Here is a 13,748-nt window from a genome sequence, read left to right as displayed (position 1 = left end):
ATCATTTTTAAATATTTCCTCACACGCTGCCCAACTTCGCATACCAAAAAAAACGTCCATATTCTAGTTGCAGATCCGTGATTTGAGTCCACACTTTTAAAAAGAGTATCGTGTGGAGTGGGCTCAATCATGACAACCAAAGTGAATACGCGCTGTTWTCGATTTGCAGATGTTGATTTCGAACCAGAAAGCAGAACCTTATATTGGACCGACCAAACCATCACGGTACTGTCCTACGAAGAGTCACGCATGCTAGAAATGCTTTGTTACTACGCGGGAGAAGTGTTATCCAGCCGCACGCTGTTTAAGCAAGTCGCATTACCGGATAGCTCGTTTGCGCAGCACCAAAGTGTGGTGACGTCTTTAATGGCAAAATCCTATCGCAACGGCAAAAAATGCTTGCCATTCGAAGTGGTGGGCGAGTTTGGCTACCGCGTTGCCCTACCCCAACAAACCCTGTCGCACCGACCCGCACCGAGAGCACAACCACAAGCCGATGAGCCACCATCGCTCGCGAAGCCAGATGATTTACAAGCGGCAGACTTTAGTATCACCAAACCACTGATTGTATTACTTAGCGCTGCAACCGTTATTATTGGAATAACAGCACTACTCACCTAAAACATTTACTTTTGTGGGCTATAGAGCCCACAGCATCTCGTTGCGAGCTTTTTATTGGTTGAATGGAGGCGACATGGCAAAACATTTATTGCTATTGCTACTCTACATTCCTTTACTGATTCTCTCCGACGCATGGGCTCAAAGCGACAATAGTTTTAAAAATAATGCCCCTAAAAAGCTAGTAATCCACATGGGGGAACTGCCGGGACTGATAAACCTTGACGGGTCAGGGCCTTTCGTGGATTTTGTACGCTTTCTCGATGACCAAGATCCGAACACGCAAATCGAAATCACCGTATTTCCCATTCATCGCGCGATTAATGGCATCGTACAAGGCAGTGCCGATTTAATGCTGCCCGCCGTGCGCCCAACGAAAACAGTCACCGACTTGCCCTTTGCATTTAGCAGTGAGTCGTTTGGCGATGTCACCCATGTTTTATATACCCATAAGAATAATCCCCTCCCCGTTGATGTCCTATGGACTAATCCGAAACCTTATACGATTGAAGCGGTGCCCTACTACATGCCCTTTAAAGTCGAACGTTCTCACGGCATTGAACAATCGTTGCGCCGCCTCGCCGCTGGCCGTATTGATGGGTTTGTTTGGGCGCAAGAAGAGGCCGATATGATGCTCAAGCAGTTAGGGCTAACCAATATCCGCCGCGCACATTTTGCTGATTTTCAAGATGTATTTGTGATCCCCAAAGGAGAGAAAGGTGAGGCCATTGATGCCTACCTCACCGCATTGATCACACGCCTGCGTGACAGTGGCGCGTTAGCGCGTGAGTATTATAAAGTCCATCGCCCTTACGTGGACTGGCAGCCAGAATAGCAACCTGCACACTTGTATTTAAAAGCCATCATAGTGACTGTATTTACAGGCTTAAAAATGTTGACGTCACTCTAAGTTTGAGCAACAAGATCGTATTTGCATTGTATGCGTGATATTACTCACACATTTATCAAGATCGCTTCTCTACACTGATAGGCCGTTAACCATTTAGAAGTGATGCTATGCGAACCGCACTCATTGACGCACTGACACAATTGCCAGACTCACTACAGAGCACTGTCTCTGAATGGCTTCACGCATCGGCGTTTGATGCGACCTTTACGCCCGCGCAAGTGGCAGACATGGAAGCCGCAAGTGGCCTGTCTGGCGCAGCATTGCGCCTTGCTTTACTCCCACTGGCCGCAGCCTATGCGGTGACACCCATTTCCCGTTTTAATGTTGGGGCGATTGTCAGAGGAGAAGATGGCACCTTATACCTAGGTGCAAATATCGAACTGACTGGCGTTCAACTCGGACAAACCGTGCATGCAGAACAATCTGCGATTAGTCACGCATGGACCAAAGGGGCGACGCGTTTAACCGACATCACCATTAATTACAGTCCTTGCGGCCACTGTCGTCAGTTTATGAACGAGTTAAATGGTGCTGAAGACTTAGTGATTCAACTGCCTAAATCGGACGCGAAATCACTACACACTTATCTTCCCGAAGCATTTGGCCCTAGCGACCTAGGTGTTGAAGCGCGACTGCTTGCCGACCAAACGCAAGGCTTAACGGCAGACGATATTGACGATTCCCTGCTTCAACAAGCCGTTGAAGCGGCGAACATTAGCCATGCACCTTATTCTGGCAACTACAGCGGTGTCGCGATTGAAACAAATGACGGTCGTGTATTTAAAGGAATGTATGCTGAAAATGCGGCCTTTAATCCGAGTTTGCCTCCACTGCAAGTTGCTTTAATTGCCGCCAATATGGCGGGTTACTCGTGGGATCAGATTGCCTCTGTGGCTTTAGCCGAAGTAGTGAACAGCACCGTGAGCCATTTGGCCGACACCCAAGCGAGCTTGGATGCCATTAATCCCGATATTCCCTTGTTATATGCAGGGTTAAGAGCTTAATACAAAACATCAGGCCGCATTGATTTCTAGTCGCCCTGCGGCCTGTTTTGCGCTACTATCCGAGCATATTTTTTCGGATAACCACAGCGATGAAACAAATTCATAATCCCATCCAAGGTGCTGTTTGGATGTTGATCGCCGGCCTCTGTTTTGCGCTGGTTAATAGCCTCTCACAATACGTCAGTTTTAAACTCGGCTTACCGTCTACCACCGTTGCCTTTATTCAATATGCGATCGCACTGATTGCGATGATCCCGTGGCTGAAACAGCTGGGTGTTCGCCACGCATTAAAAACACAACATTTAGGAAAACACTGTCTGCGCGTGTTTATCTCGGTGATTGGCATTCAACTGTGGCTGTGGGCCCTCGCCTACCCTGTACCGATTTGGCAAGGCATTGCTCTACTGATGACGTCCCCCTTATTTGCCACCATCGGCTCTGGTTTATTTTTAAGAGAGCGTGTCGGTATCGCTCGCAGCCTAGCAACCCTCGCGGGTTTCTGTGGTGCGATGATTATCTTAGAGCCTTGGTCAGAAGGATTTACGTGGGCCACCTTATTGCCTGTCGGCGCTGCGTTTTTTTGGGCCACCTATTCGCTGATGGTCAAACGTTTATCCGCCTATGATCCGCCAACAACCATGGTGGTTTACCTGTTGCTGTTGATCACACCTTTTAATTTGGTGCTTGCCGTACCGGATTGGACGCTACCAGCGAGTGCGACAGCGTGGTGGATGCTGATCGGTGCTGGCCTGCTCACCGCCTTAGCCCAATGGGCCATCGCCAAGGCTTATGCCGTTGCAGATGCCTCATTTGTTCAGCCTTTTGATCACGCCAAATTGCCGTTAAATGTGTTATTTGGCTGGTTAGTCTTTAGCTGGATTCCACCCGGCCGATTGTGGTTGGGAGCCGGCATTATTATTGCCGCCGTATTCTTTATCACGCACTGGGAATCCCGCCAGTATCACGCCACTAAAGCCAAACCGGCGTAGCGCACTCGATAGAAAAAGGGCCATCAGGCCCTTTTTCTTTATCATGATTTAGCGGCTTGAATCAGCCAGACTTGCTCCCCTCGATCACCACAGGGTTCGGTACAGGTATCGAGCAAGGTCACTTCCATCCCTTGATAGGCCTGCCTAACCAACTGTTCATCCATGGAGAATGGCGGATGATCATCACTTTGCGGATAAAACAGAGTGATAAGCAACATGCGACCGCCTGGGGCCAGTAAGGAAGTGACGCGATCCACATACTGCTGACGCATCGATGGTGGCATTGCCACTAGCGCCGCCCGATCATAAATTAACGGTGCCGGCTGCAAACGCGCAGTGAAAAAGTCACCACTGATCAACTCTAACTCATCAAAGCAATAGTGCGTATGTCCAGAGGGCGCCGTATACACTTGCGGTGTGTAAAGGTTTTCAGAGAAAAAAGCGCGCACGGCGATATCACTAAGCTCTACCCCAACCACACGCTCGTGACGCTCGGCTAGCCAGTTCAGATCGATAGATTTACCACACAACGGAACCAGCACTTCCTCGTCCAAACGCGGGTTCAGTGCAGACCAATACGTCATCAACATAGGGTGTACGCTATCGCGATGAAAGCCAATTTGATTTTCGGCCCAACGTTGATGCCAAAACTCTTGCTCCATGCTCTCTCCGACTCTATTCAAAAGTCCTTGATTATATCTGAATTCCCTGACGATGCAGAGAGGTGGCCGGTCCCTCGCCCCTACAAAACAGTGTCGTTTTGTTCACGAACGCTCCTTGTTCGGCTATCGCCTTTCCGATCACAACACGATAGAGATAACGATCCTGATCACAAATTAATCATCAGGCAACTTGCCAACGGTCAGATTTAATAATACTGTTCTTTTATACAGTATTGATCATATATACAGGTATTAGCATGTACACGACATCATCACATACCAATATTACGCCCGTACATCACGCAACCAATACCGCGCCGTTAACACACACCGCCACGTATGCGATGCAAGATGCACGACAAACTCATTGGCAAGCGATGATGCGAGCATTAGCGCTCAAGGCACGACAGCCCAAATGGATCACTGTCATCAATCCACCGCGTACATTTACGGCCAAACATCTTCAGCAATGGGGAATTCATCCTGATCAGGTGAGAGTGATCCGCAGCCGCAACGGTTACGATGACTGCGCACTCGTAGAAGGTGCCGTGAAAGCCAATACCTCTTGCGCTGTGTTGGCTTTTTCACCACGAGCCGAGCAAATCACTCACTATGAAGCAGGGACACAGTGGGTGGCATTTGTAAATCCAGCCGTGTTGCACTGCCATTGAAGCGATTCGTCGAGACGTTAAACAGAGGGAAAAGTGAGGCGTACCCACTCACGATTTTCGTTGCTGTACTCCAACAGTGCCCCCGTTTGGTCGCTAATCGCTTCCATTTGACGGTAGTCCAGCGCATAAGGCATCAAAATGGTTAGCTCGCGAATACTTTGTTGCTGAGCCAATTTGGCCAGGCGCACCAAGTTAACCGTATCTGTATTGCGAAATGAGAGTACCTGCGCCGCTTGCTGGTGCAGACGATCTTGGGCGGTCAATGCCTGTTGAGCGTGATGCTCAAGCACCGTATTAAATGCGGGTAACAAACTACGAAATATGTCAACGAACGTCCAGTTGGGCTGCTGTTCTTCACATAAAAAATGGGTGTAGTCGAAAACGACTTCAGTCGGTGTTTTCAGCTGGGTAGACAGCGCTTCCATGGCTTTTACCTCCAGACAGAGAAAGAAAACTGACGTCCCTCTACTATATGCAGTTTTAAACAGATGTCTGGAAGATCATACAGTATTTTGCGTCTGATCAAGCTTTAATCACGCGAATGCGTAATAATGACAAGATTTTTTAACAATAAAAGAACAACTCAATGAAAAATCACTGCATTATTCACGTTATTGCCACATGAAAATAAGAAAAGCGTATAAGGAAGGTCGGTGGGGTGAGTAACCCGCTTAAACGCTAATGGTATCGACGCCATCAGCAGCTTAAGCGGGCCAGCAAATGCGATTAACAGGCTTTGTAGATAACCTTGTTAGATGCCACTTGCACACGCTCCACAACACCCTCTTCGGTGAGTTTTTTCAGCGCGCCTGTCGCCCAAGAGGCGGCTTTGCTATCTTCTTGACCGGCAGCTAAACCGATGCCCTTCGGGTTAATCCCTTCTGGGTTGGCTTGTACAATATCAAGCACTTGCTGTTGCTTTGGCGTGAGTGACACTGACACGCTTGCAGCAGCTGCTGGCGCGACAGCAGGTGCAGGCTTCGCTGCGGCAACTGGCTGAGTTTTAACTGGACGCTGACGCGCTGGCGACGCTGCCTTTACACGCTTGTTCAGTTTGAATTGTACCTTACGCTTGTGAGAGATTTTCATTCAATCATCCTACTCCGATGCACTACGTTCAGAGCCTCTGAATGCAGCGGGTGAAAAACAAAGCGCGTTTTATACCAAATTTTGACGCTCTTTTGTAGGTAAGTGTGCCCGAGTACGCGTAAAGATCGTGATATTCCGCGACAAATGTTTACCAATCCAGTGTTTTTTAGGCAAACTAATCAGACACTTTCCACGTATACTGGTTAAAAGAAGAGACGTTTTCGACTCGAGACTTAGTGTCGCTAGTTGGCGAACCCACCTATAAAGTGGATCGCCGACAGACTTGGTTTTTTACCCACAGGTTGCACGTAGGATCATGGACGCGCTAAAAACGGTTAAAATTTATCCCCCACAATTTGAAGCCGCACGATGGAGCATGCTCGCAGCCATGGCGGTTGCATTCGGGTTAGTGTGTTTTTTTCTGATCCAACCCACCTTATCATTTGGCCAAGGCGTACTGGGATTAATCGCTATCATCGCCATTTTTTTCACCATCAATAAGTTGTTACAGCGCGTGCAACTCTCCTTTTCCCTCTCTTTTATGCACCTGCAGCATCATAGTTTTCGTGGTGGTTGGGCATTGAAGTGGAAAAATATCGCAGCCATCGGTATTCCTCAGGTTTATCGGCAAGAAGGGATCAGTGAGCCGCTCCCTTGGGTGGGGATTAAAATCAAGCACTATGACGCTCTTCTCGAGGGGATCAGCCTGCGCATGGTCACACATATTATTATGACTCAGCGCGCCCTGTTAATTACCGCCTATCGCCGCGCCCCCAGTAAGCCCAGTAAACCACTTGAAGATATGATGTTTGACGATACGCCATATCGCGGCGAAAACGGTGTCCTATACAAAGGACTGATGGCGATGCTCGCCAATCGCATGCGCTATACTCGCGAGCTTCTTGGCTATGACATTTTTGTCAGTGAAGATTTATTGGATAGGCCGGTGGAGGATTTTGTGGGCGTGACGCGACGCTATCTCGCCGCTGCCCAAGAGTGACAGCGACGAGCGCAACTACCTATCGAACGGCACTAAAACGCACCGGTCAGGAAGGGGTTGGTTTGTCGCTCATGCCCTAAGGTGGACGTCGGGCCATGACCTGGAATGAAAGTCACATCGTCTCCCATCGGCAATAAGGTGTTTTTGATGGCATTGATCAAGGTTGCATGATCCCCTTTTGGAAAATCAGTACGACCAATCCCGCCATTGAATAGCACATCACCAACCCACGCTGTACGGCCTTGCTCGTCAACAAAAACGATGTGGCCAGGGGTGTGACCCGGGGTAAATAATACCGATAATTGTCCTTCTCCAACCGTCACCGTATCGCCTTGTTCCAGCCATTGGTCAGGCTCAAACGGCGCGGCGTGCGCAAAGCCAAACATCTGCGCCTGTGCTGGCAGGGCTTGCAACCAAAAAGCATCTTCCTTATGCGGCCCAATCACTGGAATATCTAACGCTTTGGCAAGCTCAACCGTTCCACCCACATGATCAAGGTGACCGTGGGTTAGCAAAATTTTCGTTACTGTAACGTCAAGTGCATGAATCATTTGGCGCACTTTCGCAATATCACCACCCGGATCGACAACGGCGGCTTGCTTGGTTTTATCACACCAAATGATGGAGCAATTTTGTTGAAATGCCGTAACAGGCACAATCTCGTAATGCAACGCCATGAGAGATCCCTTTTATTCGCGAGGCCGTGTCACACACAACCGTCTCTGTCTACGCTAATGAATATGGGCCTCACTATGCCACGCTGTCATGAGTTTGCAACTGTGCTGCCAAGCCGTTGTCACCTTTCCTACCTAGCATTGATGCCTATACGGTTATGGTGACCCCCACCAACCATAGATAGCAGCTATTTTGTGATCTTTACCGCGTTATGTGCGATGAGTTCGCACTAAAGACTGTGAGGATGTAAGCAAATGTCGTTTTTAACGTCTAACCAAACAGTGCATAAGCACGGTTTTGGACGCAAGGTTGACTATGTTTGATGTTGATAAGGTATTAGCTTCGAATTACCCCAAACTTGAGCAACGCGCATGGCTTAAACGCCCCATGATTAAAACGTTGCGACGGCTGTTACACGAGCAGGAATTCCACGAATTCGCCCAGCGTTATCCTCACCTACAAGGGTTTGAGTTTGTCGAGCAGGTACTGGATTACTTTAATTTCAGCTATCGCGTCAGTGATCGCGAAAAAGAGCGCATTCCTGAATCTGGACGCGTAGTCATTATCGCCAACCATCCGATTGGGTCGTTAGACGGCTTAGCACTGCTAAAAATGGTGCGTTCGGTACGTCCTGATGTGAAAGTGATCGCGAACGAGCTTCTTATGCAAATTACTCCTTTGCATTCGTGTCTGCTCCCCGTCAACAACATGGGCGGACGCACCCCCAAAGAAAATCTCCAAAACATCAACCAATGGCTCGATCACGACGGCGCGCTAATTATCTTCCCTGCCGGAGAAGTGTCACGCGTCGCGCCTTCTGGCATTAAAGATGGTCCATGGCAACAAGGCTTTTTACGGATGGCGACCAAAGCCAAGGCTCCAATTCTTCCTATTCATGTTGATGGACGAAACTCTGCCACCTTTTATGGCGCGTCCATGGTGTATAAACCCTTGTCGACCTTACTCTTGGTAGAGGAAATGTTCCGCCAAGAGAATAAAACCATCGTCTTTACTATTGGTGAAATGATCCCACACCATAGCTACAGTGCTAGTGCTAATCTCCCGGTGAGAACGAGAGTTAAGCTATTTCACAAACACCTCTACCGATTGGGAAAAGGTAAGCCCGGTTTATTCCCCACCGAAGCTGCAATTGCCGCTCCTGAACCGCGTTTAGATCTCAAGCGTGCGCTAGAAACCAGTGAAAAACTAGGTGAAACCCCCGACGGTAAGCTGATCTTTCTCATAGACTATCAAGCCGACTCACCCATCATGCGAGAAATTGGGCGTTTACGCGAAGTCGCCTTTCGCGCGGTTGGAGAAGGGACGGGAGCTCGACGCGATCTTGATAAATTCGATCAGCATTATTGGCACCTTGTACTCTGGGATCCGGTCGAGCTGGATATTGTCGGTGCATATCGGCTGTGTGATACCCAAAAAGCCGTGGCGGCTCAGGGAATAGAGGGCATCTACAGTGCTAGTTTGTTCGACTTTGAACAAGGTATGCAGCCCTTTATTGCTCAAGGATTGGAACTCGGCCGCAGCTTTGTACAGCCCAAGTATTGGGGCAAGCGCAGCCTCGACTATCTATGGCTTGGTATTGGTGCCCTGTTGGCCCAGCATCCTCAGTATCGGTATTTATTTGGCCCAGTGACTATCAGCAACGCTATGCCACAAGCAGCCAAAGAGTTGCTGATCTTTTTCTACCGTACCTATTTTGCCGGTGACAGTGATTACGCACGCTCTAAACGCCCCTACCGTTTGGCGGCCGCGAAAGAGAGTGAATTACTTGCCCATTTTAGTGGCGATGATTATCAGCGTGATCTCAAACAGCTCAAAATGCTATTGGATCACCTTGGCGTCGGGATCCCGACTTTGTACAAGCAGTACAGTGAGTTATGCGAGCCTGGCGGCGTACAGTTTTTAGATTTCGGCGTCGATCCGGACTTTGCCGACTGTATTGATGGTTTGGTCCTCGTTGATTTAACCAAGCTTAAAGCTAAACGCTATCAGCGCTATATCGCCCCTCACCTTATCCACCAACCTAAATAGTCATGAAGCGGCGCGATACTCTCGTGCCGCTGAACCTCATTCGTCTATGCAGAAACCGCGCGCTTCTGGATGTTTATTGGGTCTACTGAGTATGTTCGTTTTGTTGCAGCGGTCGCTGCTGGGTTAAATAACTCGGCTCCCGCGTCGTGACATCACGATTAGGTTTGGTGTCATAGGCGTAAACATCATCTCTAAACGCAATGCGTCCGTCTTCCGTCACCCACGCCGTTTGATATATGGTTTGTACGGAGAGTGGGCGACGCAAACTGATCCACTTAGTTTGCGTCGCATCCAGATAGGTTTGATAGTCGGTCAAACGTTGTCCTGACAAATCGAGCAGTACATTGGCCAGCTCCTCGGCATATTCCACCCGAATACAGCCGGAGCTAAACGCGCGGCGTGATTTACGGAACAAGCTACGTGCCGGTGTATCGTGTAGATAAATCGCATTGCGATTAGGGGTGTTAAATTTAAATCGTCCTAACGCGTTTAGCTTGCCCGGCGCTTGCTGCAGGCGGTAAGGAAAACCATCAACCCGCACTTGCTGCCAGTCAATGGTGGTCGGATCGATGCTTTGATCGCTGTGCCAATCAGGCAGAATTCGATAATGATTTTGGCTGAGGTAAGACTCATCACGCGCTAGTTTTGGCAAAATGTCCCGTCGCACGATGCTTTGTGGCACGTTCCAGCTGGGGTTAAGCACCACCGAATCAAGCCGAGAAGAAAATAACGGTGTACGTCGCGATGTGCGTCCGACAACGACCTTACTTTCAAACACACTTTGGTCATCAAACCATAATGTCATCCGATAATCGGGAATATTGACCACAATACGATTCGGCTGATTATCCGGCCATAGGCGAAGCCGCTCAGCGTTGAGCGCAAGCAATCGAATGCGGTCTTGCGCATCACGATTTAGCCATCGTGCTGTCGATGGACCAATGATGCCATCCACCGTCAGTCCATGTTGCCCTTGGAATTCGCGCACAGCTGCCAACAAATCTCCGCCATAACGAACACTGTGCCCATCAATCGCTTGTAGCCGTTGATCTTCCCCCCAAAACCCTTGTCGCCGCAGATTTTCTACCAAATTCAACGCAAAGGTTGTCGCAACCGCCTCATTGGGTCTGACTAATCCGTTCAATGCCACCGTTGGCCACAGTTGGTTCGCATCTTGTTGTAGCCGGATAATTTCGGTCACTAACGCGCGATATTGCTGATTAGCCGGGCGGCGATGGTATAAAAAGGCGTACAGCGTATAGTCTAACCCAGCCTGAAATACCTGTTCCCGCATGGGCAAAGCAGGCGCTGGAAGTGGCGCGCGATGTTGAGCGCCAAAAAACCATTGTTTTCCTTTCTGGGGAATAGCGGCCTGATAGCTGAGTAAGGCWTAGAGGGTATCAGTCGCAAACACATCGTAAGCCAAATCTTGGCCTTGCTCGCGAAGCTGGCGTAATTGCCATGCTCGCCATTCAAACTCGGGGCTGATCCCAGCAAGTGAAATGACGTTAACTTGTGTTTCGAGTTCATAGCGCGCATCGTCTCGCTCCCACAGCAAAACGAATCCATGTTCCAGATAGTCACGCGTGAGTAGGTCAGGATAGGCAAGCACAGTGGCATCCGGCGCGGCCGCTTGCAGCCAATCTCGGGCATGCTGATAGGCGCGTTGATGATGCTCATCGGCAGACAAAGACTGTCCGGCTGATTCGGTCAAAAACCGCACACTGCCACTGCTGTTAGGCGATGCCGCATGGACAGGCGATAAGATTAAGCTGAATACAATCAGAAGGTTAGCCAAATAGGCGTCCGGCCTTATTTTCATACACACCTCCTACTCCATGCTTTAATTATGGCAAAATTTCGCCTGACAGAAGCAAAATGATAGTCTGATTTTGATCGCTTTGCGGCAGGAATATGGCACAAAAACCGGCAGCAAAACGATACTGCCGGTATTTGATTTTACCCGAGAAAGATTACACCAGTGTTATCCAGTGGTTATCCCAACGAACCGGTGTCATATGATAATCCGGCGTGTGTGCGGTATTCAGCGTGACCATTTTTCCTCCTCCAGAGCTGAGGTTGATCACATCGCCATCGCGACTCGCCCCGGACGCATCGACCAACGGGTGAAGACCGATCATCTCGCCACTGTCGAGTGACCAGATCCCATAACAATTTCCTCGCGGAGAGGTCGCCACAATCCAACCATTTAAGGTCGCAATACTGGCAACATAATTGTTAAATCGCGCCCACTGCTCTGGTTCTGCAGTGAGCTGTCGCATGGGCTCGCCGCGACGATGAATCGCGACCAAAGGCGCATTATCATCGCCGTGATACTGTTGGCCGGTGGCCACATAACCATCATGAGACACCATAAGATGGCGAATACTGAGCTTTTTATTCGCCAACTCGGCACGCTCAACGACTTCACCACTGGCAATGTCGAGATAGACTAACGCGGGCTGCATTTCATTGATGTTCAATACCGTACGGCCATCTGTGTGCATACCGCCCACACCCACCACCAGCGTTTGCGCATCGTACAAAGCGATTTCATGGGGCCCAATACCAAAACCACTGATCTCACGCACCTTGCTCACTTGACCGTCGGGTGACAAGCGATACACACCGATCACGCCTTCACTGGTTTGGCGTTTTCCTTCTGTGGTATACAACCATTGGCCATCGTCAGAAATAGCACCGTGGCCATAGAAATAACGATCCGGCTCGGCATCAACTTGTGACAACGTCACCCCACGTTGATAATCAAAAACCTGCATGAAATCACCGGGACGGCGCGCGAAGGCCACGGCCAAACTGCCTACATGGCGACGCTGGGCTGCGATGCCATGGCCACGATCTGGTAACGGCAGACGAAACAGTGGCTGGCCGGTATCATCAGCGCCCACCACCGCATAAGAGCCATCTGTGCTTAAGGCACAGCCCAACAAGGTGCAGGCCTTTTGCGATTTTTTTTCGCTGCAGCCTGCCACTAAGTTCACGACGGAAGGAAGCGCCGCACCCATTAGGGCCGCTTTAAGCAAACGGCGACGTTTAAGACTAGTCTCCATCGGTGGCATTAAACCCTACAACGATACCCAAATCTTGCGCGACCTGCCCATTCAGTACTAGCTTGAGGTATTCCAAGTTATTGTAAACCGTGAGCATATCGCGATACCCACCCACGCTATTAAGGCGCTCAAACAGTGGCACCCCATCCGTCGGCACACTGTCATAGGCAAGCTGCCAATGCTCGCTAACCCGATCCGCGACCTTTTCAAAACCACGCTCGCGAAGTGCCTGCTCAATGCCACCATCAGCATGATACATCGCCTGCATCGCTTTAATACTCTCTCCCAATAGCGCTAACGAATGGCGAGAACGCCATGCTTCGCCTTGGTACGGGTTGGGAAAACCCGGCTTACCCAATGGGTTTGAAAGCTTCTTCATGACGTAATCTAACTGGTGGTTCAATGCACCAAGTTTTTCCGCCATCGCCATCGATGGGGGCATGCCCTGCCACGGATTTTGCTGCCAAGCCTCATTCAAGGCACTGGCAGTTTGCGATAATCGGCCACTCACCGCTTTCGCGAGCTGACATTGTTTGGCATCACGCATGTCCGCTTGGGCGTCATAAAGCAGCCATTCCATTGCACCAACACCTTGGACCGCGACGCTTTGCTCGGCCAAATCATTCGCTTGCCATGTTTTATCGGTAGCAAGCAACGCATTGATTTTGCGTCCGGTGGTGTTTTTCTTGTCCGGATAGAATTGGATGCGCCAACTTTGTGCGAGCGCTTGCTCCGATCCCTTTTCTACCCCTTGTAGCGGCATCCATGCCGCCATTGTGGTTTGCCACGCCGCACGAGCCTCTGCCACAGTCGCGCGATCATCACATACCGCTGCTGTGGTTGAGGCAAGTTGCGCTGCCGTTTGTTTAAAATGCTCACTACGTTGTTTTTGCAGCTGCCACAAGCCATGATTAGGCCCTGTCTCAGTTTGGGATAAACACCCCGTTAGCCATAGCGTGGCGCTCACAGAGAGCACCGCCACAGCATTGAGTCGAAAACGCATGCGATAT

Annotated in this window: 14 protein-coding genes; 7 read left to right on the top strand and 7 right to left on the bottom strand. The window is 49.8% G+C overall.

What is annotated here, in order from left to right:
- The first annotated feature begins 129 nt into the window (after nucleotides 1–129).
- The 4 genes from BZJ19_RS04625 to BZJ19_RS04610 all read left to right on the top strand — a co-directional run bounded on the left by BZJ19_RS04625 (nucleotide 130) and on the right by BZJ19_RS04610 (nucleotide 3,521).
- Nucleotides 130–621, top strand: a complete 492-nt coding sequence (locus BZJ19_RS04625) for a response regulator transcription factor (protein WP_077674762.1) — start codon at nucleotides 130–132, stop codon at nucleotides 619–621.
- Nucleotides 622–694: 73 nt separating this feature from the next.
- A complete protein-coding gene (locus BZJ19_RS04620; RefSeq protein WP_077674761.1) occupies nucleotides 695–1,453 on the top strand; it encodes a type 2 periplasmic-binding domain-containing protein in 759 nt (252 codons plus the stop codon).
- 182 nt (nucleotides 1,454–1,635) lie between these two features.
- A complete protein-coding gene (gene cdd, locus BZJ19_RS04615) occupies nucleotides 1,636–2,532 on the top strand; it encodes a cytidine deaminase (protein ID WP_077674760.1) in 897 nt (298 codons plus the stop codon).
- Nucleotides 2,533–2,621: 89 nt separating this feature from the next.
- Nucleotides 2,622–3,521: a DMT family transporter gene (locus BZJ19_RS04610; protein WP_201249172.1), complete on the top strand. Its 900-nt coding sequence runs from the start codon at nucleotides 2,622–2,624 to the stop codon at nucleotides 3,519–3,521.
- Nucleotides 3,522–3,562: 41 nt separating this feature from the next.
- Here the strand turns inward: BZJ19_RS04610 and BZJ19_RS04605 are convergent, their stop codons facing one another.
- Entirely contained in the window at nucleotides 3,563–4,183 is a 621-nt protein-coding gene (locus tag BZJ19_RS04605) for a thiopurine S-methyltransferase (RefSeq protein WP_077674759.1), read from the bottom strand.
- Between the two features lie 257 nt (nucleotides 4,184–4,440).
- On the opposite strand from BZJ19_RS04605, the gene BZJ19_RS04600 reads away from it, so the two are divergent.
- On the top strand, nucleotides 4,441–4,854 hold the full coding sequence (locus tag BZJ19_RS04600; RefSeq protein ID WP_077674758.1) for a hypothetical protein: 414 nt from the start codon (nucleotides 4,441–4,443) through the stop codon (nucleotides 4,852–4,854).
- 17 nt (nucleotides 4,855–4,871) lie between these two features.
- Here BZJ19_RS04600 and BZJ19_RS04595 read toward each other — a convergent pair whose 3' ends face one another.
- Nucleotides 4,872–5,279, bottom strand: coding sequence for a hypothetical protein (locus BZJ19_RS04595; protein WP_069587029.1), 408 nt, complete (start codon nucleotides 5,277–5,279; stop codon nucleotides 4,872–4,874).
- A gap of 301 nt (nucleotides 5,280–5,580) precedes the next feature.
- Nucleotides 5,581–5,943, bottom strand: coding sequence for a MarR family transcriptional regulator (locus BZJ19_RS04590; protein ID WP_077480595.1), 363 nt, complete (start codon nucleotides 5,941–5,943; stop codon nucleotides 5,581–5,583).
- Between the two features lie 316 nt (nucleotides 5,944–6,259).
- On the opposite strand from BZJ19_RS04590, the gene BZJ19_RS04585 reads away from it, so the two are divergent.
- Entirely contained in the window at nucleotides 6,260–6,943 is a 684-nt protein-coding gene (locus BZJ19_RS04585) for a DUF2982 domain-containing protein (protein ID WP_077674757.1), read from the top strand.
- Nucleotides 6,944–6,975: 32 nt separating this feature from the next.
- Here BZJ19_RS04585 and BZJ19_RS04580 read toward each other — a convergent pair whose 3' ends face one another.
- Nucleotides 6,976–7,620 (bottom strand): MBL fold metallo-hydrolase, encoded by a 645-nt coding sequence (locus BZJ19_RS04580; RefSeq protein WP_077674756.1) that lies wholly within the window; start codon nucleotides 7,618–7,620, stop codon nucleotides 6,976–6,978.
- Nucleotides 7,621–7,933: 313 nt separating this feature from the next.
- Here BZJ19_RS04580 and olsF point away from each other — a divergent pair, with 313 nt between their 5' ends.
- Nucleotides 7,934–9,667 carry a bifunctional ornithine lipid synthase OlsF gene (gene olsF, locus BZJ19_RS04575; protein ID WP_077674755.1) on the top strand — a complete coding sequence of 578 codons (1,734 nt, stop codon included), beginning with the start codon at nucleotides 7,934–7,936 and terminating at the stop codon, nucleotides 9,665–9,667.
- Nucleotides 9,668–9,749: 82 nt separating this feature from the next.
- Here the strand turns inward: olsF and BZJ19_RS04570 are convergent, their stop codons facing one another.
- The 3 genes from BZJ19_RS04570 to BZJ19_RS04560 form a co-directional block, all read right to left on the bottom strand.
- Nucleotides 9,750–11,489: a L,D-transpeptidase family protein gene (locus BZJ19_RS04570; RefSeq protein WP_077674754.1), complete on the bottom strand. Its 1,740-nt coding sequence runs from the start codon at nucleotides 11,487–11,489 to the stop codon at nucleotides 9,750–9,752.
- A 151-nt stretch (nucleotides 11,490–11,640) separates the two neighbouring features.
- Nucleotides 11,641–12,738 carry a DUF1513 domain-containing protein gene (locus tag BZJ19_RS04565; protein WP_077674753.1) on the bottom strand — a complete coding sequence of 366 codons (1,098 nt, stop codon included), beginning with the start codon at nucleotides 12,736–12,738 and terminating at the stop codon, nucleotides 11,641–11,643.
- Entirely contained in the window at nucleotides 12,728–13,741 is a 1,014-nt protein-coding gene (locus tag BZJ19_RS04560; RefSeq protein WP_077674752.1) for an imelysin family protein, read from the bottom strand. The genes BZJ19_RS04565 and BZJ19_RS04560 overlap by 11 nt, the downstream gene beginning before the upstream one ends.
- Between the last annotated feature and the right edge of the window lie 7 nt (nucleotides 13,742–13,748).

It is taken from the genome of Salinivibrio proteolyticus, assembly GCF_001996165.1.
Lineage (GTDB): Bacteria > Pseudomonadota > Gammaproteobacteria > Enterobacterales > Vibrionaceae > Salinivibrio > Salinivibrio proteolyticus.
Note: the sequence above shows the minus strand (reverse complement) of the source record. Positions and strands in the feature narration are given on the sequence as shown.